General features: G+C 63.7%; 29 protein-coding genes. 16 read left to right on the top strand and 13 right to left on the bottom strand.

The features are described 5' to 3' along the window. Positions 1 to 151: 151 nt before the first annotated feature. The 4 genes from SADO_RS04140 to SADO_RS04125 all read left to right on the top strand — a co-directional run bounded on the left by SADO_RS04140 (position 152) and on the right by SADO_RS04125 (position 4,145). Entirely contained in the window at positions 152 to 2,083 is a 1,932-nt protein-coding gene (locus SADO_RS04140; protein ID WP_353109459.1) for an aconitate hydratase, read from the top strand. A gap of 184 nt (positions 2,084 to 2,267) precedes the next feature. Beyond that, entirely contained in the window at positions 2,268 to 2,810 is a 543-nt protein-coding gene (locus SADO_RS04135) for a hypothetical protein (RefSeq protein WP_353109457.1), read from the top strand. 138 nt (positions 2,811 to 2,948) lie between these two features. Then, positions 2,949 to 3,563: a class I SAM-dependent methyltransferase gene (locus SADO_RS04130; protein WP_353109456.1), complete on the top strand. Its 615-nt coding sequence runs from the start codon at positions 2,949 to 2,951 to the stop codon at positions 3,561 to 3,563. Between the two features lie 285 nt (positions 3,564 to 3,848). Then, positions 3,849 to 4,145, top strand: coding sequence for a ComEA family DNA-binding protein (locus SADO_RS04125; protein ID WP_353109454.1), 297 nt, complete (start codon positions 3,849 to 3,851; stop codon positions 4,143 to 4,145). 69 nt (positions 4,146 to 4,214) lie between these two features. Here SADO_RS04125 and SADO_RS04120 read toward each other — a convergent pair whose 3' ends face one another. Together SADO_RS04120 and SADO_RS04115 are read right to left on the bottom strand one after the other, a co-directional pair. Beyond that, positions 4,215 to 4,883 carry a glutathione S-transferase gene (locus SADO_RS04120; RefSeq protein WP_353109452.1) on the bottom strand — a complete coding sequence of 223 codons (669 nt, stop codon included), beginning with the start codon at positions 4,881 to 4,883 and terminating at the stop codon, positions 4,215 to 4,217. A gap of 97 nt (positions 4,884 to 4,980) precedes the next feature. Next, on the bottom strand, positions 4,981 to 5,187 hold the full coding sequence (locus SADO_RS04115; RefSeq protein WP_353110078.1) for a DUF3634 family protein: 207 nt from the start codon (positions 5,185 to 5,187) through the stop codon (positions 4,981 to 4,983). On the opposite strand from SADO_RS04115, the gene SADO_RS04110 reads away from it, so the two are divergent. Together SADO_RS04110 and SADO_RS04105 are read left to right on the top strand one after the other, a co-directional pair. After that, the gene (locus SADO_RS04110; protein ID WP_353110092.1) at positions 5,104 to 5,307 is read left to right on the top strand and encodes a hypothetical protein; all 204 of its coding nucleotides are present in this window, start codon (positions 5,104 to 5,106) and stop codon (positions 5,305 to 5,307) included. The genes SADO_RS04115 and SADO_RS04110 overlap by 84 nt on opposite strands. Continuing rightward, a complete protein-coding gene (locus tag SADO_RS04105; protein WP_353109450.1) occupies positions 5,304 to 5,705 on the top strand; it encodes an RNA-binding S4 domain-containing protein in 402 nt (133 codons plus the stop codon). The genes SADO_RS04110 and SADO_RS04105 overlap by 4 nt, the downstream gene beginning before the upstream one ends. 3 nt (positions 5,706 to 5,708) lie before the next feature. Here SADO_RS04105 and SADO_RS04100 read toward each other — a convergent pair whose 3' ends face one another. Continuing rightward, positions 5,709 to 6,206, bottom strand: a complete 498-nt coding sequence (locus tag SADO_RS04100) for a pilin (RefSeq protein ID WP_353109448.1) — start codon at positions 6,204 to 6,206, stop codon at positions 5,709 to 5,711. Between the two features lie 178 nt (positions 6,207 to 6,384). Here SADO_RS04100 and SADO_RS04095 point away from each other — a divergent pair, with 178 nt between their 5' ends. Next, positions 6,385 to 6,864, top strand: coding sequence for a hypothetical protein (locus tag SADO_RS04095; protein WP_353109446.1), 480 nt, complete (start codon positions 6,385 to 6,387; stop codon positions 6,862 to 6,864). A 97-nt stretch (positions 6,865 to 6,961) separates the two neighbouring features. Then, positions 6,962 to 7,630, top strand: a complete 669-nt coding sequence (locus tag SADO_RS04090) for a dienelactone hydrolase family protein (protein ID WP_353109444.1) — start codon at positions 6,962 to 6,964, stop codon at positions 7,628 to 7,630. A gap of 72 nt (positions 7,631 to 7,702) precedes the next feature. On the opposite strand, the gene SADO_RS04085 is transcribed toward SADO_RS04090, so the two are convergent. Next, a complete protein-coding gene (locus SADO_RS04085; RefSeq protein WP_353109442.1) occupies positions 7,703 to 8,986 on the bottom strand; it encodes an MgtC/SapB family protein in 1,284 nt (427 codons plus the stop codon). A gap of 113 nt (positions 8,987 to 9,099) precedes the next feature. Here SADO_RS04085 and SADO_RS04080 point away from each other — a divergent pair, with 113 nt between their 5' ends. Continuing rightward, positions 9,100 to 9,909, top strand: a complete 810-nt coding sequence (locus SADO_RS04080; RefSeq protein ID WP_353109440.1) for a crotonase/enoyl-CoA hydratase family protein — start codon at positions 9,100 to 9,102, stop codon at positions 9,907 to 9,909. Positions 9,910 to 9,930: 21 nt separating this feature from the next. Here the strand turns inward: SADO_RS04080 and SADO_RS04075 are convergent, their stop codons facing one another. Further along, entirely contained in the window at positions 9,931 to 10,491 is a 561-nt protein-coding gene (locus tag SADO_RS04075) for a phosphoribosyltransferase family protein (protein WP_353109438.1), read from the bottom strand. A 192-nt stretch (positions 10,492 to 10,683) separates the two neighbouring features. Between SADO_RS04075 and SADO_RS04070 the strand changes: the two genes are divergently transcribed. From SADO_RS04070 to SADO_RS04060, 3 genes are all read left to right on the top strand, one after another. Beyond that, a complete protein-coding gene (locus SADO_RS04070) occupies positions 10,684 to 11,808 on the top strand; it encodes a zinc-dependent alcohol dehydrogenase family protein (protein WP_353109436.1) in 1,125 nt (374 codons plus the stop codon). Between the two features lie 195 nt (positions 11,809 to 12,003). Then, entirely contained in the window at positions 12,004 to 12,456 is a 453-nt protein-coding gene (locus SADO_RS04065) for a plastocyanin/azurin family copper-binding protein (RefSeq protein ID WP_353109434.1), read from the top strand. 157 nt (positions 12,457 to 12,613) lie between these two features. Then, complete coding sequence (locus SADO_RS04060; RefSeq protein ID WP_353109432.1) at positions 12,614 to 13,738, top strand: alkene reductase; 1,125 nt, start codon at positions 12,614 to 12,616, stop codon at positions 13,736 to 13,738. A 78-nt stretch (positions 13,739 to 13,816) separates the two neighbouring features. Here the strand turns inward: SADO_RS04060 and SADO_RS04055 are convergent, their stop codons facing one another. Continuing rightward, the gene (locus SADO_RS04055; protein ID WP_353109430.1) at positions 13,817 to 14,689 is read right to left on the bottom strand and encodes an AEC family transporter; all 873 of its coding nucleotides are present in this window, start codon (positions 14,687 to 14,689) and stop codon (positions 13,817 to 13,819) included. A gap of 129 nt (positions 14,690 to 14,818) precedes the next feature. On the opposite strand from SADO_RS04055, the gene hmuQ reads away from it, so the two are divergent. Continuing rightward, positions 14,819 to 15,121: a heme-degrading protein HmuQ gene (gene hmuQ, locus SADO_RS04050; RefSeq protein ID WP_353109428.1), complete on the top strand. Its 303-nt coding sequence runs from the start codon at positions 14,819 to 14,821 to the stop codon at positions 15,119 to 15,121. Here the strand turns inward: hmuQ and SADO_RS04045 are convergent. From SADO_RS04045 to SADO_RS04015, 7 genes are all read right to left on the bottom strand, one after another. After that, complete coding sequence (locus SADO_RS04045) at positions 15,118 to 16,005, bottom strand: DNA ligase (protein WP_353109426.1); 888 nt, start codon at positions 16,003 to 16,005, stop codon at positions 15,118 to 15,120. The two genes, hmuQ and SADO_RS04045, sit on opposite strands and share 4 nt — an antisense overlap. Positions 16,006 to 16,085: 80 nt before the next feature. Beyond that, positions 16,086 to 17,132 (bottom strand): proline racemase family protein, encoded by a 1,047-nt coding sequence (locus tag SADO_RS04040; RefSeq protein WP_353109425.1) that lies wholly within the window; start codon positions 17,130 to 17,132, stop codon positions 16,086 to 16,088. Between the two features lie 153 nt (positions 17,133 to 17,285). Further along, complete coding sequence (locus SADO_RS04035; protein ID WP_353109423.1) at positions 17,286 to 18,443, bottom strand: zinc-binding dehydrogenase; 1,158 nt, start codon at positions 18,441 to 18,443, stop codon at positions 17,286 to 17,288. A 107-nt stretch (positions 18,444 to 18,550) separates the two neighbouring features. Next, the gene (locus SADO_RS04030; RefSeq protein WP_353109421.1) at positions 18,551 to 18,967 is read right to left on the bottom strand and encodes a hypothetical protein; all 417 of its coding nucleotides are present in this window, start codon (positions 18,965 to 18,967) and stop codon (positions 18,551 to 18,553) included. After that, complete coding sequence (locus tag SADO_RS04025) at positions 18,954 to 19,169, bottom strand: hypothetical protein (protein WP_353109420.1); 216 nt, start codon at positions 19,167 to 19,169, stop codon at positions 18,954 to 18,956. The genes SADO_RS04030 and SADO_RS04025 overlap by 14 nt, the downstream gene beginning before the upstream one ends. A gap of 100 nt (positions 19,170 to 19,269) precedes the next feature. After that, positions 19,270 to 20,202, bottom strand: a complete 933-nt coding sequence (locus tag SADO_RS04020) for a glutathione S-transferase family protein (RefSeq protein WP_353109419.1) — start codon at positions 20,200 to 20,202, stop codon at positions 19,270 to 19,272. A 93-nt stretch (positions 20,203 to 20,295) separates the two neighbouring features. After that, positions 20,296 to 21,480: an MFS transporter gene (locus tag SADO_RS04015; protein ID WP_353109418.1), complete on the bottom strand. Its 1,185-nt coding sequence runs from the start codon at positions 21,478 to 21,480 to the stop codon at positions 20,296 to 20,298. A gap of 197 nt (positions 21,481 to 21,677) precedes the next feature. Between SADO_RS04015 and SADO_RS04010 the strand changes: the two genes are divergently transcribed. From SADO_RS04010 to yghU, 3 genes are all read left to right on the top strand, one after another. Next, positions 21,678 to 22,757 carry an amidohydrolase family protein gene (locus tag SADO_RS04010; RefSeq protein WP_353109417.1) on the top strand — a complete coding sequence of 360 codons (1,080 nt, stop codon included), beginning with the start codon at positions 21,678 to 21,680 and terminating at the stop codon, positions 22,755 to 22,757. Positions 22,758 to 22,813: 56 nt separating this feature from the next. Next, positions 22,814 to 24,049, top strand: a complete 1,236-nt coding sequence (locus tag SADO_RS04005) for a cation:proton antiporter (RefSeq protein ID WP_353109415.1) — start codon at positions 22,814 to 22,816, stop codon at positions 24,047 to 24,049. Between the two features lie 116 nt (positions 24,050 to 24,165). Next, a complete protein-coding gene (gene yghU / locus SADO_RS04000; RefSeq protein ID WP_353109413.1) occupies positions 24,166 to 25,041 on the top strand; it encodes a glutathione-dependent disulfide-bond oxidoreductase in 876 nt (291 codons plus the stop codon). Positions 25,042 to 25,108: the final 67 nt, after the last annotated feature.

Here is a 25,108-nt window from a genome sequence, read left to right as displayed (position 1 = left end):
CGATGCGCAGCGCATCGAAGCGATAACGGTAGCCGATTTGCCCCCGATTTGGCGAACCATGCACTCGAATAAATGAGCAATCGATGCAGGTTCTTTGGCTAAATCGGCCGTGCGAGCTATGGTGAGGTCAACAACCGATTGGAGGCACCCGATGGCACAGAACGTCGCCCAGAAACTGATCGAAGCGCACTTGCTGGAAGGCGAGATGACGCCGGGCAAGGAAGTCGCCCTGCGTATCGACCAGACCTTGACCCAGGATGCGACCGGCACGCTGGTCATGCTGGAACTGGAGGCCATGAAGCTCGACCGGGTGAAAACCGAGATCTCGGCCCAGTACGTCGACCACAACCTGATCCAGGAAGATAACAAGAACCCGGACGACCATCTGTTCCTGCAATCGGCGTGCGAACGTTTCGGCGTGTATTACTCGCGCCCGGGCAACGGTATTTCGCATGCGGTGCACATGGAGCGCTTTGGCCGTCCCGGCAAAACGCTGTTGGGTTCGGATAGCCACACGCCCGCGGGCGGCTCGATGGGCATGCTCGCAATTGGCGCGGGCGGTCTGGAAGTGGCCATGGCCATGGCCGGCGAGCCGCTTTACACCAAGATGCCGAAGGTGTTCGGCGTGAAACTGACCGGCAAGTTACCCGATTGGGTCTCTGCCAAGGACGTCATCCTAGAGATGCTACGCCGCCACGGCGTATCGGGCGGTGTCGGCACGATCATCGAGTACTACGGGCCGGGTCTCGACAACCTCGAGGCCATGGATCGGCATGTGATCGCCAACATGGGCGCCGAACTGGGCGCGACCACGACCGTCTTCCCGGCGGATCAGGAGATCAAACGGTTTCTGAAGTCGCAGGGCCGCGAGGACGAATACGAGGAATGGGTCGCCGACGAAGGCTGTGAATACGACAAGCACGACGAAATCGACCTGTCGACGCTGATTCCGCTAATCGCCAAGCCGACGTCCCCGGGCAATGTCGTGCCCGTGGAAGAGTTGGCTGGTGACGAGCTGTATCAGGCCTATGTCGGCTCGTCGGCCAACCCCGGCTATCGCGACTTCGCCATGGCCGCCGAGATGATGCGCGGTCGGCAAGCGTCCAAGCATGTCTCGTTCGACGTGAACCCGTCCTCGCGCGCGATGCTTCAGACGCTCGCTCGCGACGATCGCCTCGGCGTGCTCATCGGTTCAGGCGCACGTATTCACCAGGCTGGTTGTAACGGGTGTATCGGCATGGGACAGGCGCCGGCGTCCGGTCGCAACAGTCTGCGCACCACGCCGCGTAACTTCCCGGGCCGTTCGGGCACCAAGGAAGACTCGGTCTTCCTGTGCTCGCCCGAAACCGCGGTCGCCAGTGCCCTTATGGGCAAGATCACCGATCCGCGCACGCTGGACTTTGACTATCCGAAGGTCGCCAATCCCGACGATCCGGTCATCAATGACCAGATGATGGAGGCGCCGCTGGATCTCGAAGACGCTCGCAAGGTCGAACTGGTCAAGGGGCCGAACATCAAGTCGCTGCCCGACTTCGACGGCATTCCGGACGAGTTCGAACTGCCCGTGCTGCTCAAGGTCGGTGACGATATCTCCACCGACGAGATCATGCGTGCCGGCGCCGAGGTGTTGCCGTTCCGTTCGAACATTCCGGCGATTGCCGAGTTTGTCTACGACGTGGTCGATGAGGAATATCCGACCCGCGCGAAGAGCACCGGTGACCACATCATCGTGGGCGGTTCCAACTATGGGCAGGGCAGTTCACGCGAGCATGCCGCAATCGCGCCGCGCTATCTCGGCCTGCGCGCCGTCATCGCCAAGGATTACGCTCGGATTCACTGGCAGAACCTTGTCAACTTCGGTGTTCTGCCGCTGATCTATACCAATAGCGACGATCACGAATCGCTCAAGCAAGGCGCCAAGCTGTCCATCAAGGGGCTGCACAAGGCGCTCGCCGAAAGCGATACCGTGACCGTCGAGGTCAAGGGTGGCGAGCCGATCGAATGTCGGCATGGTCTGTCGCCGCGTCAGGTCGAGATTCTCATGGCCGGCGGCCTGATCAACTGGAAACGTGATCAGGGCTAGCACTATCAGGTGACCGCTTTCCGTTGCCATCCTCGCGTCATCTGGGTTCGTATAATATGTCGGCGTCGTCGTTATAGACGGCGTCGGCCCGGGCCTGCGATCGACGCGGGATCTTGGGGGCACCGACCCCATAGAAAGACGGGGTCCTATCCCAGCGGCATCGAGAGATGGCGGGATTCGAACAATGACCAAGCTATATCGAGATTGCCGCGAGTCGTGCACCTTGTCGCTTTGCGACACCGACCGAGCCTGTATCGCAGCGCGCCTGGTTGACCTCGGCGTGCAGTACGAGCACGTCACACTTCCGGCGGTGTCTTTCGACGGCGAAGCGGGGCATGACGAGATCATCGGTAGCTATATCGAGCCGCTCGATCATCTGCTCTCGCGCATTCCGCGTGTGGCACTCGATGTCACCCGTATTCTTCCCTCGCATCCGCGGCGGGCAAAGCTCGAGCGCGAGCTCATGACCGAGCACGCGCACGATGTGGCAGAAGCCCAGGTGCTCATTCATGGCGGCGGCGTGCTCTACCTGCGGGCAGACGACGATACCGTTCTGGCGCTCGAGTGCGAGGCCGGTGACTACGTCCGTGTGCCGCCGGAGCGGGTGCACTGGTTTGAAATGGATGCCCAGCAGGGATTCTGTACGATCCGCCTGTTCGAGGACGCGACCGAGCCCCGTGTCAGCCATCGCGGCGTCGACATGCGTGGCCGGTATGAACTTTCCTGACGCGTGCCGTGTCCGATTCTGTCGTGACGTAAGCGTGCCAGCCGTACGCACGCGTATTTTTGTATCGCTGCCGCGACAGGCGTATTCTTCGTGCGCCTAAGAGTGTTCTCACGGCTTTAATTTACGGGAAACGTATTCATGGATGAGCAATCCGTCGTAACCGCGTATCGCCGCTTGTCGCGGCAATACGATCGTTTTTTCGGCCCGGTTTTCGAACAGGGACGAGAAGTCGCGGTGCGGAAGATGGACTGTCGCCCCGGCGATCGTGTCCTTGAAGTCGGCGTCGGCACCGGCCTGTCGCTCGATCACTACGGTGACGGCGTCGAGGTGGTTGGCATCGATGTTTCTCCCGAGATGTTGGACTACGCCAAGGCGCGCGTGAACGGCAATGCCGATCGTATCTCGCTCGCGCTTATGGACGCCCAGGCGCTCGAATATGCCGACGACAGCTTCGACAAGGTCGTTGCGATGTACGTGGTTTCGGTCGCGCCCGACCCCAAGAAAGTCGTCGAAGAGATGAAGCGCGTCTGCAAGCCCGGCGGCGACCTGTTCATCGTCAATCACTTCAGCCAAGGCAAAGGCGCGATGGCCTCGCTCGAGCGCATGGTGTCGCCGCTATCCAAACTGGTCGGCTTCCGCCCGTCCTTCCCGCTCGACGAATTTCTCGAGATGGCCGAGCTCGACGTGGTCGAGACCCAGCCCGTAAACGCCTTCGGTTACTGGACGTTCATCCACGCTCGCTGCCCCGCCTAGAGAGAGTTCGATCTACGCCAACGCCCGGCGTAGTCCACGTTTGCTGTGCCCGGCAGTCATTCAGGCCGACTGATGCGTGAAAGCATCTTGACCTGCCGCCCGATGCTTCTGCCGTAGCGCGACTAGTGAAACGCTATTCCGTCGATTTTCGCGTGAGAGAATATAAGCTCTTGATTTTCCGTTCGGGATCGTAGGTAAACAGCTGCATACGACGCCTATTTGCATCGTATCGGCGCCCGTGTATATGTTCGAAGTGCGGTAAATAAATAAGAAATGGAGTATACGATGAGACATTTCATCCTAACTCTCGCGCTTCTGGTTTGTTTCTACACGGGTGTCGCGCTCGCGGCTGTAAACATCAATACGGCCGATGCGGATTCACTCACCGCCTTGCCGAACATCGGGGACACCAAGGCGATGGCGATCGTGGCGGATCGTGATGCAAACGGTCCTTACGAATCGATTGATGAACTGACTCGAGTAAACGGTATCGGCGAGAAGACCGTGGATGGTCTTCGAGACCAGGCCAGCGTCGGGGATAGCGAGGACGATTCAATGTCCTCAAGCGACTCGAGCAGCTGATTAACGGCTAAGAGCGCCCGAAACCGACGCTCTAAAAGGAAAAGCCCGCCTTCAGCGGGCTTTTTCATGTCAGGCGTATGCGTAGGGGCCGCCGGCCTCAAGTGCGCGCTGGTAGGCGGGGCGCTCGTGAATGCGCTTCACGAACGCGGCAATGTTCGGGCAGCGCTCATTCAGCTCCTGCTGGCGGCTGCTGGCAGCTTCAAGAGGAAAGCTCATCATGATGTCGGCGGCCGTGAAGTCGTCGCCGACGAACCACCGGTGCTGGCGCAGTTCGTTCTCCATGTAGTCGAGGTGGAGGTTCAGCTGCGGCCGGATGAACTGTTTCTTCACGCTGGCGGAGATCGCCTTGGCGATCGGCTTGATCACGAACGGGGATTTCTTCTCGACGGTATCGAAAATCAGATGCAGCAGTAGCGGCGGCATGGCAGAGCCTTCCGCGTAGTGAAGCCAGTACTCGTAGTTCAGCCTTTCTTCACTGCCAGCTTCGGGGGCGAGCTTGCCGCCGCCGTGGCGATCGACCAGATAGTCGATGATCAGTCCGGTTTCGGCGACGGTACGCTTGTCGTCGGTGATGACCGGGGATTTGCCCAGTGGGTGCACATGGCGCAGTTCGGCCGGTGCGAGCATCGTTTTCGGATCGCGCTTGTAGTGCTTGACCTCGTACGGGATATCGAGCTCTTCGAGCAGCCATAGAACGCGCTGCGAGCGCGAGTCCTCGAGATGATGGACCGTGATCATCCTGTTCTCCCCAGTACGGACGAAATCGAGCGTCAACATACGCCATCGCGGCGTAATTGTCAGACGTTAGTCGTATTCGTTGGCCGTTGTCACTAGTTCAGCCGCGAGCACGGCGCCCGCCGCTCGGGCCGGGGGCGGTTGGGGGCGTCCAGACATTACGGATGGCTTGTCGACCGGTCTCGGGGAAGCCGTTGGAGAACCTTAGTCGTGCCTTTCGGCCATGGCCTTTGCACTCGATATCGCCGCGGTCGATATGGTGGAGAGCGATGACATCCCGAACGGCAGACAGAAAGCGTGCCGGCACTTTGCCATGGATGACCGTCGCGCCTTCTGGGGTGACGCGAATCCTGAAAACGAGACGGAACCGGTCGAGCATTCGGGCAGGCTTGCGTGCGCAGGATTTGATGTCACAGTTTGCGCATGAGTGAAACCGCGCACAACAACGCTTCGGTTCGGGTCGATAAATGGCTCTGGGCTGCACGCTTTTTCAAGACGCGCTCGCTGGCTTCGAAGGCGGTGAAGGGCGGCAAGGTGCATGTCAACGGTCATCGCGCCAAGGCCAGCACCGGCGTGCATATCGACGACCGGCTCGATATCACCAAGGGCGAAGTCACTTTCGAGATCGACGTGCTCGATCTATCGGACAAGCGCGGCGCGGCTGCTATTGCGGCCACGCTCTATGCCGAGACGCCGGCCAGCCTGAACACACGGCAGCAACAGGCGGAGGAGCGCCGCGTGGCACGCGCGTCGATGCCGCGCCCGGACATCCGACCTGACAAGAAACAGCGCCGAGCGCTGCGCCGCTTCAAGCAGGGTGAGTGAGTTTCAGCGGCAATTCGCCGGCAGATAGCGATCGGGAACGCCGCCACTGTTGGGCGCCGTGCAATTCCAGCTTATCGACCCCTGGCCTATATCCGCCTGGAGATAGAGCACGGCGTCGTCGATGGGAAAGCCGGCATAGCGAATCCGGATCGACGGCGTGTCCGCGTTGTTATTCCACCAGATCCGTTTGACGTAGCGCCCGGAGGCAGCCCCGGTATCCGAGTTGTTCGGCAGGTTCAGTTCGGCAAGCAGCTTCAGCCAATTGTTGTTGGCTACGTTGGGTAGGCTGCCGTTGACGCTGTAATACTCGCCCACGGCGTTTTTCACGGGCCCGGCCAGAGCGAGGCCTTCGCTGACCTTGGCCCGCGCGATGTAATTCATGTACACCGGAACGGCGATCGCTGCGAGTATGCCCACGATCGCCACAACGATCATCAACTCAATGAGCGTGAAGCCCGCACTATTGGTTTGTCGGCGTCGAGGATGACGGGATCGGTTCATGGCCGCCCCTTGTTGTTCTGGCATGTGATTTATGTTCTGCGTGGCGGACAGGGGCATATTCATTATAAATCGGCCGCGCGCGCATTTTCTGATCAAGTCACTACAATTGTCCTGCGGGTTGCTCGCTCCACGAAGAGCCTACAACCTCGTTGATCAATTTACGCAAAAGGGGAACTTGATGACGGATCGATCCAGAAAGGCGCGCCGTGCCGGCGTTGCCGCGACGATGGCCATAACGCTACTCGGTAGCACGGCTTGCGGCGTGATCCTGTATCCGGAGCGCAAGGGACAGGTCGACGGGCGTATCGATCCCGCCGTCGCGGTGCTCGACGGTATCGGTCTGCTGTTCTTTCTCGTGCCGGGCGTGATCGCGTTTGCCGTGGATTTCGCCACCGGTGCGATCTATCTGCCGGGCAGCGCGAATAACACCACGCTTGATCTGGACGAGTCCGAACTGGTCAAGCTCAAGAACGGCGAGCTGGATGCCGCAACCATCGAGCGCAAGATCGAGGAAAAAACCGGCGAGAAGGTTTCGCTGGCCGATCCGGCGCTGCGCACCCGCAAGCCCGACGGTCAGGCCTGGCTGCCGCTGAATGCGGTGCTCGACCAGACCCAGTTCGCGGCGCTGACCGGCGTTCGCCAGCAGGCCGCACGCTAGCGTATTGCGCAATTCGGTACCCGCTCGCCCTCGCTTGAAAAAGGGGGCGGGCGCGGTAGCATGCCGAGACCACCTTTTCACCGGAAAGCGACTCGACATGTCCGAGACCATTGAATACAAACGCCCCGACGGCAAGACCGCGGCCGGGTTCTATGCCGAGCCGGATACCGCGAACGCCCCCGGCATCGTGGTGATCCAGGAATGGTGGGGCCTCAACGACCAGATCAAGCGGGTCGGCCAGCAATGGACCGATGCCGGCTACCGCGTACTCGTGCCCGATCTCTACCACGGCGAGAAAGCCCTGGACGAGAAGGAGGCCGAGCACAAGATGAACGATCTCGACTTCGGCGATGCCGCCACCCAGGACATCCGGGGTGCTCTGCAGTATCTGAAGGCCGACAGCGACAAGGTCGGCGTGATCGGCTTCTGCATGGGCGGCGTGCTGGCGGTGCTGTCGGCTATGAACAACGACGACACGGATGCCGCGGTGTCCTGGTATGGCATTCCGCCCGAAGAGGCCGGCGATCCGAGCGTCATCTCGGTGCCGTTGCAGTGCCATTTCGCCGAACGGGACACGTTCTTCCCGATCGATCAGGCCGATGCCTTCGAGGAAAAGCTCAAGGCGGCCAACGTGCCCTATGAGGCCTATCGCTACGATGCACCGCACGCTTTCGGCAACGAGGACTGGGACTACTACGACGCCGAGGCCAGCAAGGCGGCCTGGCAGCGCAGCATGACGTTCTTCGAAACGCATCTGAAGGGCTAGCGAAAGGGTTTTGCTGACTTGCGGAAGGCGGCCTGCGGGCCGCCTTTTTTGTTGCCGGGCCTGCTGGCCTGCCTAATGGCTAAGCAGGCCGAGGTGCATCAGCCACCACAGCCCGCCGCCGGCGAGCGCCATGCTCGATGCACTCGCGGCGACGAACAGGCCCAGGCGCCGGCCACCGAGGCAGAACGCCAGCACACTCTTGAACAGCACGCTGCTTATCGCCGCGACCACCAGGGCCTGGGCGGCAGTCTCGGTATCGACGCCGTCGCTGGCCAGCTGCGCGATCGACAGCGTCACGGCGGTCAGGTCGCCCATCGCCGCCACGGCCGCGACCACGAAAACGCCCGCGCTGCCGATCGTCTCGTGTGCGGCGTTGGCAGCGAGCGTAATGCCGATCAGGAGCACGGCGAAGCGCAGGGTCTCCTTGAGCCGGAACGGCGGGCCGTGGCGGCGCGGTGCGCGCAGGCCGGATGTGTCGATACGCCACCGCAGCAGCGCGGCCGCAATCAATGCCACCGCCATCAGCGTGGCCAGGCCGATCCATGCCGCGCGCGCCAGCGCCGGGTTGGCGGCGGCCGCGACGATGAGCATGCGAACCATGCCCATGGCCAAAGACAGCACAATGCCAACGGCGAGCAGATCGTCGAGCCCGCGCGTGCGCCGGGACAGGCGGGCGAAGTTGATCGTCAACGCGGTGGAAGAGGCGAGGCCGCCGAACACGCCGGTGGTGAGGATGCCGCGGGTCTGGCCGAGCACGCGCACCGCGAAATGGCCGGCAAAGGAAATGGCGGCCACAAGCACCACCAGCATCCAGAGCCTGTAGGGATTGAGCGCGTCCCAGGGTCCAAGACCGCGGTCGGGCATGAGCGGCAGCACGAGCACCGAGATCATCAGCAGCTTGAGGGCGGCGATGAGCTCGTCGCGGTCCAGGCGTTCGATCCAGCGATGAAGTTCCGGCTTGAGACCGAGCAGTGTCGCCACGACCACCGCGGCAGCGGCGGCCAACGCCGGCTCGCCGGTGGTCGCGAGTGCGGCCAGCGCGAAGGTGGCCATCGCGGCCATCTCGCTGGTGATGCCGTAGTCGTCGCTTTCGCGTGACGAAACGATATGGGCTGCGATCAGGATCGACGCCATCGCGATGAGGCCCAGCCCGAGTACCAGCGGCCCGACCGTAAGCGACAGCTGGCCGGTCACACCGCCGGTGACGCCGATGATGGCGAAGGTTCGCAAACCGGCGACACGCTGGCCGGACACCGCATCGCGCTTCTGCCAGCCGCGCTCGAGGCCGATCAACAGACCGATCGCCAGCGCCACCGCAACGTTGCGGAACAGGATCAGCGTGCTGTCGGTGTCCATCGGCGTCCCGCGGTCGTGCCCCGTAGACGATTGTAGGCCGAACGACGCCGAACCGGGGCTAGGCGCTCGCAGCAAAACCCGGCAGGATGATTCGCTTTACGTCGGAGTTGCCCATGTCCCGGTCCGAAACCGTTGTCCTCGAGCGCCACGATGACCGCGTGCACGTCTGCCTGAATCGGCCGGAGAAGCACAACGGCATGAATTTCGACATGCTCGATGCGGTCAACGACAGTGCCAAGGCGCTGGGCAAGGACAAGGATCTGCGCTCGGTGGTGATCCGCGGCAACGGCCCATCGTTCTGTGCCGGGCTGGATTTCGGCTCGGTACTGAAGTCGCCGCTGACCGCCGCGCCGGTGATGATGACGCAGCTGATGCTGCCCTACGCCAATCGCTTTCAGCGCTGGAGCCTGGCGTGGCGCGATCTCGGCGTGCCGGTGGTCGCCGCGATCCATGGCAACTGTTTTGGTGCCGGCATGCAGCTCGCGCTCGGCGCGGACGTTCGCGTCGCGGCACCCGACGCCAAGCTGTCGGTCATGGAAGCCAAATGGGGCCTCGTCCCGGATATGGGCGGCGCGGTGCTGCTGCGCGAACTCGTGCGGATCGACGTCGCCAAGCAGCTGGTGATGAGCGCGAAGATCATCAGCGGGCGCGAGGCGCACGAACTGGGTCTGGTGACGCATCTGGCCGATGACCCGGTCGCGCGCGCCGAGGAGGTTGCGGCCGAGATGAGCGCCTGGTCACCGGATGCCGTGGCTGCCGGCAAGTTCCTGCTGCAGGAAGCCTGGGATGGCAGCGAATCCGATGCCACCGCCTCCGAACGCCGTTGGCAGCGGCGCCTGATCGGCCGCCGAAATCAGCGCATCAGCATCGCCCGCAACGGCGGCGAGCCCGACAAGCCTTTCGAAAAGCGCAGCGTGGGCTGAGCGGGTGCGGCGACCGCGTCGCTATTCGGCGTCGGTAAAGACCGGCAGGTGGCCGAGAGAGAAGATGTCGTGCCAGTTCTCGCGCTCACCCTCGGTGAGAATGGCCGCCTCGGCAGCGACCGTGGCCCCGGCCAGATCCATGATCGTGCGCATCGCCTGCAGCGTGGAGCCGGAACTGATCACGTCGTCGACCAGCACGATCCGCGAATCGGTGACGAGATCCCGATCCTTGGCGTCGAGGTACAGCGTCTGCGGCTTGCCTGTGGTAATCGACAGAGTCTCGGCGCGCAGCGCGTCGCCCATATACGGCTTGTAGTTCTTGCGCAGCACGACATACGGCTTGCCCGTCGCGACCGACAGCGCATGGATGAGCGGAATCGACTTGGCTTCCGCGGTCACCAGCACGCTGTAGTCGACCGTCTCCAGCTGCGCGCCGAGCGCGGGCCCGGCCACTTCGACCAGTTCGGTGTCGCCGAGCACGTTCAACACCGCGATCCGCGTGCCGGGTGCGACTTCGAACAACGGCAGCTCGCGGTGCAGGCCGGCGATGTCGATGGCGTAAGTGGCGGCACTGGGCGTCATGGCGTCTTCCTGAAACGGTGTCGGTGGCCGGCCGTGTTCGCCGCCGGCGCTGAATCAAGCGCGGTATTTTGCACGACGCAGGCGACAGGCTCGAATTTTGCCGGTCCGGATAGGGGTGCAGCAGGTACGAATGGTAGATTTAGCCACCGGTCTTTAACGATCCACGAATTCCAGATTCCACAAGGAGCATGCATGCAGACTCGAGCCGCCGTACTGCGCGAGATGGCCCCGCCGCGCCCCTACAGCGATTCGCAGCCGTTGCGTATCGAAACCTTCGAGCTTGCCGCGCCGCAGTCCGGCGAAGTGCTGGTGAAGGTGCACGCGGCCGGGCTGTGCCATTCAGACCTGTCCACCATCGACGGAAACCGCCCGCGCCCGACGCCCATGGTGCTGGGGCATGAGGCCGCCGGCGAGATCATCGAGGTCGGCCCCAATGTGCGCGACTTCGCGGTCGGCGATCACGTGGTCTGTTCTTTCGTGCCCAGCTGCGGCCACTGCAACTACTGCGCCGACGGCCGCGCCGCGCTCTGCACGCCCGGCGCCCAGGCCAATAACGCGGGCACGCTGCTCGATGGCGGCCTGCGTCTGAGCGACAAGGGTGAAGACGTCTATCATCATCTCGGCATCTCGGGCTTCGCCGAGCATGCGGTGATCCGTACGGAGTCGCTGGTCAAGATCGATCCCTCGCTGGATTACGAGATCGCCGCGGTATTCGGCTGCGCCGTGCTCACCGGCGTGGGCGCGATGGTGCATACAGCGCAACTGCGCCTGGGCCAGACGGTGCTCGTGGTCGGTCTCGGCGGCGTGGGCCTGTCGGCCGTGCTTGGCGCGATCGCCGGGGGCGCTGCCCAGGTGATCGCCGCAGATATCGACGACGACAAGCTCGAGCGCGCGCGCGAACTGGGCGCGACGGCGACCGTGAACACCAAGGACGAAAATGCCTTGGAAAAGGTCAAGGATCTGACCGGCGGCGGCGTGGATGTCGCGGCCGAGTTTGCGGGTGTACAGCCGGCACTGGAGTTCGCCTTTGCCGCAACGGGCAAGGGCGGCAAGACCGTCACCGCAGGCCTGCCGCACCCCGATGTGCGCCTGCCGGTCTCGCCGACCCAGTTGGTGGCCCAGGAACGCACGCTCATGGGCTCCTATCTCGGCGGCCATGTGCCCAAGCTGGATATTCCTGAATACATTGCGCTTTACCAGGCGGGTCGCCTGCCGGTGGACAAGCTGCTCACGCATCGCCTTACGCTCGACGAGATCAATACCGGCTTCGAGCGTCTGGCAGCAGGGCAGGCGATTCGCCAGGTGGTTCTGTTCTAGCTGACCTGTCTGGCTCGCTAGCACCGGTGCGTGCTGCAGAACGCTGGCCCGTATCGCTTCATAGAGCGGTCTGGCATCGCTGGATGTGGCACATGTGTACTGCCAACAGGTAGCACTACGCATGTTGCGTTGCAGCTTGCGCGATCCGTGCTTCCGCTGCATTGTGCAACGACACGAAAACGAAGGAGAGGTTCGATGTTGAAGAAGACGATCATGCTCGTGATGTTCGCAGCGCTTTCGACCATGGCGGTCGCCGCACAGGCGAAGACCGTGGAAATCGAGGCGAAGAACAGCCTGCGGTTCAGCCAGGAATCGATCACGGTCAAGCCGGGTGAAGAAGTCACGATCAAGCTCGTGAACAACTCCAAGCTGCCGGCGTCTGCCATGGCGCATAACTGGCTTCTGCTCAAGGCCGACGCCGATGCGCGGAAGCTCGACGAAGCCGCGGCCAGTGCCAAGGCGAACGACTACGTTCCGAGCGACATGAGCGATCAGATCATCGCCCATACGGGTCTCGTGGCCGGCGGCGAGTCCGATACGGTGACGTTCACCGCGCCGGAAGAACCGGGCGATTATGAGTACATCTGCACCTTCCCGGGCCATTTCGCGGCCGGGATGAAGGGCACGCTGACGGTGAAGGCCGAATAGAGCGCATGGCCGGCTGAATGTCGGCTACGGCCCCGTCGCATCGCGGCGGGGCTTTTTTGTGCCCGGCGCATAGATGAATTGTCCGCAATCGACTTGATTCGGCTCGCGTGACCTCCAAGTCACAGGGGTATCAATGTTGTTCGAACAAGGAGCCTTCATGGCCGTCGACAAACTACTTTCGCCCGTCAATTTCGGTGCCGTGCAACTGCCCAACCGTGTGGTGATGGCGCCGCTGACGCGCTCGCGCACGCCTGATCAGGTGCCCGGGCCGATGCAGCAGGAATACTATGCCCAGCGCGCCGGTGCGGGCCTGATCATCTCCGAGGCGACCAATATCTCGGAGAGTGCGCGAGGCTATGTCTATACGCCGAGCATCTTCACCGATGAACAGGAAGCCGGCTGGAAGGGCGTCGTCGATGCCGTGCACGACGCCGGCGGCCGCATGTGTCTGCAGCTGTGGCACGTCGGCCGTGTCGGCCATGAGATGGTGCACCCGGACGGCCGCAAGCCGGTCGCGCCGAGTGCGATTCGCGGCGAAGGCGCCAAGAGCTTCGTCGAATTCGAGGACGGCTCCAACGGCCTGCAGGACTCCAGCACGCCGCGAGCGCTGGAAACCAAGGAAATCCCCGAGGTAGTCGAGGAGTATCGCCAGGCCGCGATCCGCGCCAAGCGTGCCGGTTTCGACCTGGTCGAAGTACATGCGGCCAACGCCTACCTGCTGCAGCAGTTCATGGCCACCGGCTCGAACAAGCGTACCGACGCCTACGGCGGCTCGATCGAGAATCGTGCGCGTCTGCCGCTTGAAGTGGTCGACGCGGTGGTCGAAGTGATGGGCGCCGATCGTGTCGGTATTCGCATGTCACCGTTCATCGAGCTCTTCGGTCTCACCGACGACGAGCCCAAGACGATGGCCTTCTACATGGCCGAGCAGCTCAACCAGCGCGGCCTGGCCTATCTGCACGTCAACGAGCCCGACTGGGCCGGCGGCGATATCAAGCTCACCGACGAGTTCCGCAAGGCCCTGCGCGAGCGCTTCGCCGACGGCGCGTTGATCTTCTGCGGTCACTACACCGCAGAGGGCACCGAGGAACTGATTGCGAAGGGTCTGGGCGACGGCGCGGCGTTCGGCCGGCCTTACATCGCCAATCCGGACCTGGTCGAGCGCTTCCGTATCGGTGCCGAGCTGGCCAAGCCGGACGAGGCCACCTACTACGGCGGCGACGAGAAGGGCTACACCGACTATCCCTTCCTCGACGAGCAGGGCAAGACCGGTACCGCATAAACGGTTCGATCAGTTCTGCGAACGAAAAAGCCGGCGGGTGTTCTCGCCGGCTTTTTCATGGCTGGCGCGTAACGGGGTCTAGAGCACCCAGTAAAGGGTAAGCGGAATCAAAGCGAGCGCGATGACATGGCCGACGGCCACGATCGCAGCAACCTGCTGCGGCGCGATCTCGAACTGCTCGGCGAGCATGTAGTTGAGCACGGCCGGCGGCAGGGCACCGAACACGATCAGCAACGCCGCCAGCGGCGGCTCGGGCTGGGTGATCAGCACCCAGGGCACCGCCACGATCAGCCCGGTCAACGGGCACAGCAGCCCGCCCCAGAAACCGGCCGCCCACTGGCCCGGCGCGCCGTCGGCCAGGCGCACGCCGAGCGCGACCAGCATCAGCGGGATCGATATCTCGCCGAGCATGCGGATGCCGGGCTCGATCATCGCCGGTGCATGCCAGTCCATCACCATGCCGAGCACGCCGGCGAAGGTCGCCACCAGCATGGGGTTGGTCACGAGCCGCTTGATATGGATCGAGTCTCCTAGCAGCCACAGGCCGACGGTGAACTGCAGCAGATTCTCGGTGACCAGCAGTACGACCGCCAGCGGCAACGCATCTTCCCCGAACGCCAGAATGGCCAGCGGCAGGCCGAGGTTGCCGCAGTTGTTGAACATCGCCGGGCCGATATAGATCGCCGCGTCGCGTTTCGTGACCCGCACCCAGGCCCAGGCCAGTAGCCCCGAACCGAGCACGATGACGGCCGCGCCGATGGCCGCCATGATGAAATCGTCGCCGCCCTGCGAGCGCTCGGTCAGCGCGTGAAAGATCAGCGCCGGGGTGAAGATCGTGATGTTCAGGCGGTTGGCGTCACGCAGATCTGTCGGGCGCTTGCGGCCATAGGCATAGGCCAGCGCGATGATGCCGAATACCGGCACCGTGATTTCCAGAATCCGGATCAGCACGTGCTCTCCCATAGGCCCAATGGTGGGCAAAGCGCGACATTCTATCTGTATTGCGCAGCGATCGCGCCATCTGGCGATAATCGGCGTGCGTATACTCGGTCGCCGTATTTGCCGATCAGGAGTTTGGCCATGTTCATCGCCATGAACCGTTTCAAGATCAAGCCGGGCTGCGAAGAGGAATTCCTCGCCATCTGGCGCGAGCGCGATACCCACCTGCAGGACGTGCCGGGCTTCAAGCAGTTCAACCTGCTGCAGGGCGCGACCAACGACGAGTACACGCTGTTCGCCTCGCATTCGGAATGGGAGTCACGCGCCGCCTTCGAGGCCTGGACCCAGTCCGAGGCGTTTCGCAAGGCGCACGCGAACGCCGGCGCACGCAAGGATATCTATCTCGGCCCACCGCAGTTCGAGGGTTTCGACGTCAAGATCTAGCGATCGGGCGGGCGGTCGATCTCGGGCGGCGGCCCGCCCGGCCGCCGGCGCAGGAAACGTGCGAAGCGGGGCAGGCCGGTGGCCGTCTCGCCGTTGTAGCGATAGGTGATCCACGAGCCGACCGGCGGCGGATCGGCGCGCTGCGCATCGGTAAAACCACTGCCGATGGCGAACTCGCGACCGTCCGGCGTACGAACGTCGAGCGAGCCCATCAGCCCTTCGAGCCGACCCTGGCCGGGGTTGTGGCCGATTACCCGGGCTTCGGCATCGTCGTACGGCTTGAGTTTGAGCAGATCGTCGCTGCGTCCGGCCCTGTATTTCGCGCCGCCGCGATGCAGGATCAGACCTTCGCCACCGCGCGCCAGCACGCGATCCATCGCCGCATCCAGCGCCATCGCATTTGTGACTCTGAACTGGTGGACGGCGATGACCCAAGGCTGGTCGATTTCAGCCACCACGTCGCGGATCGCCGGCACGCGGGTATCGAAAGAGCCGACATGATCCGGAAGGTCGAACACGCGATACCGAACATCGCGCCAATCCGCTTCGGCTGCGCCATGCGAACGCGCGATGCCGGATACGCGAGCAAATTCCCCGTAGCCGGTCCATAGCTCGCCGTCCATCGCATGCTCGGGCCAGCCGGCGGTGAACCAGGGCGGCGTATGAATGACCAGTCCGCCACGGGTGATCAGTCGTTCGCCATTCCAGTAACCGCGTACGCCGTCATATTTTTCGCTGATCCAGTATTCGGCCAGATCAATGCCGCCGTCATAGGTCTCGGCAAGGGTGACCTGCGGCGGGGCGGCGGCATGTACCGCGAGCGCGGATACGGTCAGCGCCAGCCAGAGCAGGCCGAGCGCCCGGTTTGGCGTTCGTCTGTTCATTGCATGCTCCGGCTACGACGCTAGCGCAGAGCGGCCGTCTCTATCCAGTCAGCGGTCGCGGCAGGCGCGGCGACCGACAGTTACCCACGCGGTACGTGGCTGGTCAGGATATGGCGTAGCTGTGAGCTGTCGACCAGTGGATCGTCGGGATTCACCACGATCTGTGAGCGCGCCAGCACGTAGCTCTTGCCGGTGATCGTGTTCTCCACGACGTCGTGCGGGCCGCCCTTGGACACGCGCGTGAACGAGCCGACGAAGCTGGAGCCACGCAGCGACACGGTTTCCAGCCTGTCGCCCGGCTGCATGCGGCCTTCGTGGTGCATGAGCGCCATGCGGGCCGACGTGCCGGTGCCGGTGGTGCTGCGACAGATCACGCCAGGGTGCACATAGGTGGCTGAGCGCGAGCGGTAATGATCGCCCGCGATCTGCTCGACCGGGCCCATGAAATGCAGGAACGGCAGCGGGCCGACGTCGCCCAGCGAGTAGTGCGAGAAACCGCGTTCTTGCAGGATCGCTTCCACGATCGCCTGCGCGCAGTGGGCCAGCCGGGATTCCTCGTCGCGGGTAAGTTCGAAGCCGAGTTCGGTCGCATCGACCAAGGCATAGAAGCCGCCGCTATACGCCACGCTGTAGGTCACATCGCCGATCAGAGGCACATGAATCGTGGCCCGATAGGTATCGATATAGCTGGGCAGACCTTCGCAGGTGATGGTCTCGACCACGCCGTTCTCGACGTTCGCCTCGATCTGGACCAGACCGGCCGGTGATTCGAGCACGAACTGCTGGCGGCCTTCGTACTTGGGAATCATGCCGGACTCCAGCAGGGCGGTGGCCGTGCAGATGGTGTTCGAGCCGGAATAGATCGGGTAGCCCATCACTTCCATGATGATGTAACCGGCCTGGGCCTGCGGATCGGTCGGCGGCACAACGAGATCGACCGACATTTCCGGAATGCCGTAGGGCTCTTCCAGCAGCAGGGTGCGAAGGCCGTCGGCATCGTCGCGCAGATATTCCATCTGATCGCGAACGGTCTCGCCGGGCAGGGCATTGATGCCACTGACCACGATACGGCTGACGTCGCCGCCGGCGTGGGTGTCGATGATCTGAAAGGAGAGTTCCTGGGTCATGGCTCGGTCTCTGATCGGCGCGGCGGCAGTCGATGCTGCCGCCGCCGGGAATCCAGTTGCTGCGGCGCCTGCCGGACACAGACGTCGCAACGTGGCCGTGCAGACACACGGCTCAAGGTCGAATCTTGTATGAACGGTGTTGTCGGGCAGGCTTTATTGCGCAAGCGCGTGCGGCGCGCCATGGGCGTCCCACTGGGCATCGGGCACGATCACGATCTTGCCGAGATAGTTGCTCGACCGGTCCATGAAATAGCGCTCGGCTTCATGTAGGTCGGAGAGTTTGAACGCGGCATGCAGCACCGGCTTGAGATCGCCCGAACGAATCCAGGCGACCAGCTGTTCGGCTTCGGCACGGGTGCCGTGCGACACGCCGAAGATCTGCACCTGATAGAGATAGATGCGTGTCCACAGCATCTCGCTGACGTTGCCGCCGCTGGCGCCGGCGATGCTCAGGCGCGGGTAGGTGCGCCGGCGGGTCATGTCGAAGATCATCGTGTCGATGAAGCGATGGGTCATGTCGCCGCCGACCAGGTCCATCACCGCGTCGAAGGGTTCATCGTGGGTGACTTCTCGCACCTTGGCCGTGAAGTCGTCCATGTCGGCCCGGTCGAACACCGCTTCCGCGCCGAGCGCGCGCAGGGCGTCGGCCTTGTCCGGCGTGCTCAACGCATAGGGAATGGCGCCGATCACGCGGCACATCTGGATCAGCGCGGTGCCTACGCCGCCGCTGGCGCCAGTCACCAGCACGCGTTCGCCGGCTTTCACGCCGGCCGCAGTGAGCATGTGATAGCCCGTCTGATAGGAGCACATCCCCATGCTTGCGAGCTGCGCGTCCGACAGGTCGTCGTTGTCCACGGCATGGAACTGGTCGGCCGGCACGGCTACGTACTCGGCATAGCCGCCGTCGGCGCCGTGGCCGTAGTAATCTGGGGTGAGATTGATATCGCGGCGCGCGTCGGCGTAGATATTGAAATCGAGCAGGCCGCGCTCGCCGATACGCGTCGTGGCGACGCCTTCGCCGACGGCCGCGACGCGCCCGACCACATCGGCGCCTTGGACACGCGGGAAGGTCAGCGTGGGCGAACCGCCGATCGCGAAAGACGTCACGTCGTCCGCATCCTTGGTGGGGTACAACCCTTCGCGCGCCTTGCGATCGGTGTTGTTCTTGGCCGTGGCCGTGACTTGTACCAGCACCTCGCCGGCTGCGGCGGTTGGTGTGGGTACATTCGAATCGTAGACCAGCTTGTCGATGCCGCCATGCCCGGTCAGCAGCATGGCCGACATGGTTTCGGGGAGTCCTTGCGATGCCATGGGGCGCTCCAGAAAACGGTCGCTGTATAAGCCGTCGACGATATCAAAGACCCGGGGCGAAACCGATTACAGCCTGCGCGCGGTAGAACCAACTAAAGCGATAGCGGCTAGCGCGCCTCGGCCACCAGTTCGGTCAGTCGCTGGGTCACGACCTTGCGGCGTTGCAGGGCGGCCTGTGTCGCGAGTGTGATCGCCATTTGCTGATCGCTGGCCGGAACCACCGACCGCACATGGCGGATTCGTGCATCGCGATAGGTGAGATAGCTCGGATAGCACTGCGCTTGGGCGCGCATCGCGGCCTCGCGCGCAGGCAACTGCCGGTCCGCCACATAGGGCATGGCCGCGGCATAAGTGCAGTTCCAATAGCGCTGGTATTGCGCTTCGGAGGGATCGGTACGCGGCGGCGTACCGGCGCATCCGGCGGCGACCAGCAGGCCAAGTGCCGAAAACGCCCATAGCGCCCACGATGTCGACGCCGCTGCTGCGCAGCGACGGTTTCGACTGCGTGAGCTACTGCTGCCCATCGCCGCGGTTACCGGACGGTGTATCCCGCTCGGCGGATGACGCGGCCGGTGGGCGTTCGGCGGCATCGGTGCGTCCCGTGGCGCGTGCGTTGCGGTGCTCCTGAAAGCGCCCCCAGACGTCGCGCGCCGTGCTCTTGATTCGTTCCTGGTTCTCGGGCTTGCGCAGCCAGTTCATGGCCAGCGCCCCTAATGTTCGTTTCATGTCTGCTCCTGCCTGCGGCGGTGCTTCGCTTGTTATCGAACAATGTGGGCACGATGGCCCGTGGTCAACGCCGGCAGGCAATATGGCGGCCGGACGCCACCTAGTCGCCCGCGGCCTCGACGCAAAAACGGGCGCGCGGGAAATGCACGCGTACCGGCGTGTTCTGCGGGCCTTCACGCTCGATCGTCATGACATCGCGGCCGATGGCGACAAGCTGTCCGGTCACGGCTTCGGTGCCGTAATCGGTCGCGGCTACCGTTACGGTCGTGCCGGGAGCAAGCTTGTGTGCGACCGACTCGGGCAACGGTTGCCATTCAGTGGTTTCCACGGCGATCGAATGCGCCTGTGCCGCGTCGAGGTCCTTGCGCTGGCCGTGGCCTATCGCGCGTATCCGGTCGGCCCAGGCGAGCAGGTTCGGATAGGCGTCGAGCAGATCCGCAATCCCCGCGTTGCCGCGGATGTACCAGACCGGGTGATAGACCGCGAAGTCGGCCAGCGTCGGCTGTTCACCGAGCAGGAAATCGCGCGCCGCCAGCTGTGCGTCGAGCGCGGCCAGTGACGGCGGCAATACCGCTTCGGAGAATGCGGCATCCGGGCGTGCGACGTTGCCGTTGGCGAACAGGTCGGCACGATCGGCCTGGAACTTGGCGAGACCGTCTTCGCCGAGTTTCTCGACAAGGAACGCGCGGCCCGCCGGGCGGAACATGGCGGGCACGGCCGCCAGGAACAGCTGGCGATCGCCGAACTGTTCCAGCGCGACCACGCTCGCCGTGTCGGCGGAAGGAATCGCCGGCGGGGTCGGCTCGAGCGTCTCGATCGTGCGTGCGATCAGCCTGGTGTCGCAGTAGATATCGCGCCCGATCTGCATGACCGGCGTCTTGCGATAGCCACCCGTAAGCGCGACCAGATCCGGCTTGGGCATGATCCGCGGAATGAGCACCGACTGCCATGCGAGCGCCTTGTACCCGAGCAGGGCGCGGACTTTCTCGGAGAAAGGCGAGGCTTCGAAGTGATGCAGAATGATCGAGGACATGCAGTCGGCCGGGTTGGGTCAGGCGGCCAGTCTGCGTGGCCGGCAACGCGCTGGCTACTGCAGCACCCGGATTGACTGGATTGTTGGTAGTTCTCAGCCCTCGGTCTGCGCGGCTTGCGCCTGGCGCCGGGCCGCGGCGTAGACGCAGTAGCCTGCGATGAGCGAGAACAACAGGCAGACCGTCATTACCGCGCCCCAGCCCTGCCATTCATAGAGCGAAAGCATCACGCTCGAGCCCAGGGTGCCGCCGGCAAATACCGCGGCCACGAACAGCGCGCTTACCGTGCCCGACTGCGAACGGGCGAAATAATCGTTGAGCAGCACGATCTGGGTCGCCTGATGGAACACCATGCTGCCGCATAGCAGCACCACGCCGATCACCAGAGCCGGGAACGAGCCCTGGATGACGCCGCACAGGCCGACCACGAACAGCACGGCCGCGGTCAGGGTGGCGTTCGGCAAGCCACGGCTCACGCGGGTGATTCCGGGCGCGCCGAGCGATGTCGCGATGCCCACCGCATAGCCGCCATAGACGATCGCCAGCATCAGCGTGCCGCCGCGCTCGTAGCCGATCTCGAACGGCAGGCAGGTCAACACCGTGGTCAGCACGCCGAAGGCCAGCGCGAGGCCCGGAAAGGACAGGCTCACCGGCGTACGCCAGCTTTTGCTGCGCTCGGGCGCCGATGCCGTGCCGGTCGCCGTGGGGCTAGAACGGCGCCGCAATTCGCTGGCCAGTGTCGGCGGTTTGCGCAACAGCCAGGCCGAGAACAGCAACATCGCCGTGATCGCAAGGCTGCCCAACTGCCAGTGCTCGAAGGCGACCGAGCCCACGGCGAGCAGGCGCCCGGTGACGCCGCCGACAATCGTGCCGGCCGTATAGAGCGCGAGATCGCGGGCGCGGCTTTCCGACCCCTGGATATTGGAGGAGCCGGTGATCACGGCCGGAATCAACAACGGCAACAGCATCACCTGCAGCGCGCGCAGCAGGAAATAGGGCACGGCGGCGAAGGCGATGGCCTGCATGGCAAATAGCGCGGCCAGCAGGAGCTCGGTGACGAGCACGATGCGCATGGCACGGCCCACGGTGATGAAACGCCCGAACAGCACCGGCCCCGAGGTGAGCACGATAAAGGCGAACGTCATGGGCATGGCAGACCAGAGCACGGACACGTCAAAGGTGGTCTGGATCTGCGCGGCCAACGGCTGCGGGAAATAGATACAGGCCGCCGCCGCGGCGCCGGCCACACCCAGCCGGATGCCGTCTCGGTAGCTGCTCATGACTGCACTGCGGTGACGATCTCCATGGCGCCTAGCAGGCCAGAATGTGTCCTATGCAGCAAATCTGGCCCGGTATCGAATAGCTGCACGGCGCGCTTCAATCGAGACAGGAAGCGAACGCCCGTTCGGTGCTAAGTTGTTCATCGATAAAACAACACAGGCCGCTGATAACCACGGCGGACCGCGAAGGAGAATCCATGGCCCATCCCGATGTCAGTTCAGACCCGCTCATCCTCGAGCCCGAGCGCCCGATCATCGATCCGCATCATCATCTCTGGGATCGCTCGCGGCTGGCGCTCGGCGATGGGCCGTTCGCCGACCACGGCTTCAGCGCCATGCTGCGCGAGCGCCCGCGCTATCTGCTGGACGAGCTGCTGGCGGATACCGACAGCGGCCACGATATTCGCGCCACGGTCTTCATCGAATGTCGCGCCATGTATCGCGCCACCGGCGAGAAGGCGCTGCGCTGCGTGGGCGAGACGGAATTCGTCAACGGCGTGGCCGCGGTAGCCGCCAGCGGCGTCTATGGCGAGACCCAGGCCTGTGCCGGGATTGTCGGGCATGCGGATTTGCGCGGCGGCGAAGCGCTAGCCGACGTGCTGCAGGCGCATATTCAGGCCGGCGGCGGGCGTTTTCGCGGCATCCGCCAGAGTGCGGCCCATGACGGTGACCCGAGCGTGCTCGGGCCGCTGTCCACTCGCGGTGCGGCCAAGGAACTGTTGAGTGACCCGGATTTCCGTCGCGGCTTCGCCGCGCTCGCGCCGCTTGGCCTGAGCTTCGATGCCTGGCTGCTGGAGCCGCAGCTGCCGGAACTGCTCGATCTCGCCCGTGCGTTCCCGGATACGACCATCGTGCTCGATCATGTCGGTGGGCCGGTGGGCATCGGCGCCTACGCCGGCCAGCGCGATGCGCGATTCGAGGGCTGGCGTGAACAGATTCGTGCGTTGGCGAATTGTCCGAACGTGGTGGTCAAGCTCGGCGGCCTGGCCATGCCGTTTGCGGGTTTCGAATGGTCCTATCGCAATCGGCCGGCCACACATGAAGCGCTGGCTGCCGCCTGGGCACCGTATATCGAAACGTGTATTGAAGCCTTCGGTGCTGAGCGCTGCATGTTCGAGAGCAATTTCCCGGTCGATCATTTCACCTGCGATTACGCCACGCTCTGGAATGCTTTCAAGCATCTCGTCGCCGACTACAGCGAGGCCGAGAAGAGCGCGCTGTTCTCGGGCACCGCGGCGCGGGTGTATCGCCTGGGTGAAATCGCCGCTTCCGGATGACCGCTCGTCTGCGCCGCGCGCTACCCTGAGCGTCTTTTACTGGGGAGACCGGACTCTTGGGCCTATTACAGATCAGCGCGGTCGTCGTGTCGCTGGCCGCTTTGCTGGCGTTCTTCAATTACCGGGTGGTTGGTCTGCCCACCACGATCGGGGTGATGCTGCTGAGTCTTGTGGTGTCCGCCGCGCTGGTCGCAGCGGATTTCTTCGGGCTCTGGAGCATCCGCGAGCATGCCGATTCCTGGCTGCTGGGAATCGACTTCAACCGTACGCTGATGGACGGCATGCTCAGCTTCCTACTGTTCGCCGGCGCGCTGCAGGTCAACCTGGGCGATCTGTTGAAGCACCGCTTCTCGATCGGTGTACTGGCTTCGGTGGGCGTGGTGCTGTCCACGGCCATCATCGGCGGCGTCACGTATTTTCTCGTGCCGTTTTTCGGCTTTGAACTGCCGTTGGTATTTTGCCTGCTGTTCGGCGCGCTCATCTCGCCGACCGACCCGATCGCGGTGCTCGCACTGCTCAAGCGGGCGGGCGTCAGCAAGGAGCTGGAAACCAATATCACCGGCGAATCGCTGTTCAACGACGGTGTGGCTGTCGTCGTTTTTCTGGCGCTGCTGGGGCTCACGGATGCGGGCCATGTCAGCGGCACCGGCGCGATCGCACTGCTGTTCGTGCAGGAAGTCGCCGGCGGCGCGGTGCTGGGGCTGGCGCTGGGTGGCCTGGCGTTCTGGATGCTGCGTCAGATGGACGATCATCAGGTCGAGATCCTGGTCACGCTCGCCCTCGTACTCGGCGGCTACCAGCTGGCGCTGTCGCTGCACGCCTCCGGGCCGATCGCGATGGTCGTGGCCGGGCTGCTGATCGGCAACCACGGACGGCTGTTCGCCATGAGCGAGACCACGCGCGAACATCTCGACATCTTCTGGGAGATCATCGACGAGATCCTCAATACCGTGCTGTTCGTGATGATCGGCCTGGAGATGATCCATATCACCCTCGACGGCGGTTATCTCGTCGCCGGGCTGCTGGCGATCCCGCTGGTTCTGGTCACCCGTTATGGCTGCGTGAGTGTGGCGTTGCAGCTGGTCCGGCCTTGGCACCGGCTGGGCGACAACGCTAGCGCGCTGCTCACTTGGGCCGGGCTGCGCGGCGGCATTTCCGTGGCCCTGGCCCTGGCGCTGCCGGCAGGCGAGCCGCGCGATGCGATCATCACCATCACCTATTGCGTGGTGCTGTTCTCGATCGTGGTGCAAGGCCTGACGGTCGGGCGGGTCATCGGCCGCCTGAGCCGCTGACGTCATCCCATGGCAGAAGGTGCATTGCGTGTGTCGCAACAATCCCTATGTAGACTGCCGTACACGGTATCGCCACCCGTGGCGGTCATCCTCTCCTGTGAAAGGACCAACGATTCATGAGCAACGATAACGAATACACGCCGCCGGCCGTCTGGAAATGGGAGAAGGGCAGCGGCGGCAAGTTCGAGAACATCAACCGCCCGATTGCCGGGCCGACGCATGACAAGGAATTGCCCGTCGGCAAGCATCCGTTCCAGGTCTACTCGCTGGGCACGCCGAACGGCGTGAAGGCGACCGTGATGTTCGAGGAACTGCTCGAAGCCGGCCACAGCGGCGCGGAATACGACGCCTGGCTGATCAACATCGGCGAGGGCGATCAGTTCTCCAGCGGCTATGTCGAGATCAACCCGAACTCCAAGATCCCGGTGATGGTCGATCACAGCGCGCCCGAGCCGCAGCGCGTGTTCGAGTCCGGCTCGATCCTGGTGTATCTGGCCGAAAAGTTCGGCGCCTTCCTGCCGAGCGATCCGGCCACCCGTACCGAAACCATGAACTGGCTGTTCTGGCAGATGGGCAGCGCGCCGTATCTCGGCGGCGGCTTCGGGCATTTCTATGCCTATGCGCCGGTGAAACTGGAATACCCGATCGATCGCTTCGCCATGGAAGTGAAGCGCCAGCTTGATGTGCTCGATCGCCGTCTGGCCGAATCGCGCTATCTGGCCGGCGACGAATACACCATCGCTGATATCGCCACCTGGCCGTGGTATGGCGCGCTCGCCAAGGGCCGTCTCTACGACGCCGGCGAATTCCTGCAGGTGCAGGAATACAAGAACGTGCTGCGCTGGGCCGACGAGATCGAAGCCCGCCCCGCGGTACAGCGCGGACGCATGGTCAACCGCCCGTTCGGTGATCCCTCCGAGCAGCTGCGCGAACGCCATGACGCCAGCGACTTCGAGCTGAGAACCGAAGACAAGCTGCAGTCGGCAGACTGACGGTGTGGTGGCCGGGGCCGGCCGAGGGTCTGGCCCCGGCCGTTAACCGGATTTTCGTCTCGCCGTC

The sequence above is a fragment of the Salinisphaera dokdonensis CL-ES53 genome (assembly GCF_040361215.1).
Taxonomy (GTDB): domain Bacteria; phylum Pseudomonadota; class Gammaproteobacteria; order Nevskiales; family Salinisphaeraceae; genus Salinisphaera; species Salinisphaera dokdonensis.
Note: the sequence above shows the minus strand (reverse complement) of the source record. Positions and strands in the feature narration are given on the sequence as shown.

Excerpts from the sequence above, each read along its gene's own strand:
- SADO_RS04095 (WP_353109446.1), top strand. The coding sequence starts at position 6,385 with ATGACGGATCGATCCAGAAAGGCGCGCCGTGCCGGCGTTGCCGCGACG.
- SADO_RS04020 (WP_353109419.1), bottom strand. The coding sequence starts at position 20,202 with ATGTCCTCGATCATTCTGCATCACTTCGAAGCCTCGCCTTTCTCCGAG.
- SADO_RS04090 (WP_353109444.1), top strand. The coding sequence starts at position 6,962 with ATGTCCGAGACCATTGAATACAAACGCCCCGACGGCAAGACCGCGGCC.
- SADO_RS04030 (WP_353109421.1), bottom strand. The coding sequence starts at position 18,967 with ATGGGCAGCAGTAGCTCACGCAGTCGAAACCGTCGCTGCGCAGCAGCG.
- SADO_RS04025 (WP_353109420.1), bottom strand. The coding sequence starts at position 19,169 with ATGAAACGAACATTAGGGGCGCTGGCCATGAACTGGCTGCGCAAGCCC.
- SADO_RS04120 (WP_353109452.1), bottom strand. The coding sequence starts at position 4,883 with ATGATCACGGTCCATCATCTCGAGGACTCGCGCTCGCAGCGCGTTCTA.
- hmuQ (WP_353109428.1), top strand. The coding sequence starts at position 14,819 with ATGTTCATCGCCATGAACCGTTTCAAGATCAAGCCGGGCTGCGAAGAG.
- SADO_RS04125 (WP_353109454.1), top strand. The coding sequence starts at position 3,849 with ATGAGACATTTCATCCTAACTCTCGCGCTTCTGGTTTGTTTCTACACG.
- SADO_RS04075 (WP_353109438.1), bottom strand. The coding sequence starts at position 10,491 with ATGACGCCCAGTGCCGCCACTTACGCCATCGACATCGCCGGCCTGCAC.
- SADO_RS04100 (WP_353109448.1), bottom strand. The coding sequence starts at position 6,206 with ATGAACCGATCCCGTCATCCTCGACGCCGACAAACCAATAGTGCGGGC.
- yghU (WP_353109413.1), top strand. The coding sequence starts at position 24,166 with ATGAGCAACGATAACGAATACACGCCGCCGGCCGTCTGGAAATGGGAG.
- SADO_RS04015 (WP_353109418.1), bottom strand. The coding sequence starts at position 21,480 with ATGAGCAGCTACCGAGACGGCATCCGGCTGGGTGTGGCCGGCGCCGCG.
- SADO_RS04070 (WP_353109436.1), top strand. The coding sequence starts at position 10,684 with ATGCAGACTCGAGCCGCCGTACTGCGCGAGATGGCCCCGCCGCGCCCC.
- SADO_RS04060 (WP_353109432.1), top strand. The coding sequence starts at position 12,614 with ATGGCCGTCGACAAACTACTTTCGCCCGTCAATTTCGGTGCCGTGCAA.
- SADO_RS04065 (WP_353109434.1), top strand. The coding sequence starts at position 12,004 with ATGTTGAAGAAGACGATCATGCTCGTGATGTTCGCAGCGCTTTCGACC.
- SADO_RS04045 (WP_353109426.1), bottom strand. The coding sequence starts at position 16,005 with ATGAACAGACGAACGCCAAACCGGGCGCTCGGCCTGCTCTGGCTGGCG.
- SADO_RS04040 (WP_353109425.1), bottom strand. The coding sequence starts at position 17,132 with ATGACCCAGGAACTCTCCTTTCAGATCATCGACACCCACGCCGGCGGC.
- SADO_RS04135 (WP_353109457.1), top strand. The coding sequence starts at position 2,268 with ATGACCAAGCTATATCGAGATTGCCGCGAGTCGTGCACCTTGTCGCTT.
- SADO_RS04130 (WP_353109456.1), top strand. The coding sequence starts at position 2,949 with ATGGATGAGCAATCCGTCGTAACCGCGTATCGCCGCTTGTCGCGGCAA.
- SADO_RS04105 (WP_353109450.1), top strand. The coding sequence starts at position 5,304 with ATGAGTGAAACCGCGCACAACAACGCTTCGGTTCGGGTCGATAAATGG.
- SADO_RS04110 (WP_353110092.1), top strand. The coding sequence starts at position 5,104 with ATGGCCTTTGCACTCGATATCGCCGCGGTCGATATGGTGGAGAGCGAT.
- SADO_RS04085 (WP_353109442.1), bottom strand. The coding sequence starts at position 8,986 with ATGGACACCGACAGCACGCTGATCCTGTTCCGCAACGTTGCGGTGGCG.
- SADO_RS04010 (WP_353109417.1), top strand. The coding sequence starts at position 21,678 with ATGGCCCATCCCGATGTCAGTTCAGACCCGCTCATCCTCGAGCCCGAG.
- SADO_RS04140 (WP_353109459.1), top strand. The coding sequence starts at position 152 with ATGGCACAGAACGTCGCCCAGAAACTGATCGAAGCGCACTTGCTGGAA.
- SADO_RS04035 (WP_353109423.1), bottom strand. The coding sequence starts at position 18,443 with ATGGCATCGCAAGGACTCCCCGAAACCATGTCGGCCATGCTGCTGACC.
- SADO_RS04080 (WP_353109440.1), top strand. The coding sequence starts at position 9,100 with ATGTCCCGGTCCGAAACCGTTGTCCTCGAGCGCCACGATGACCGCGTG.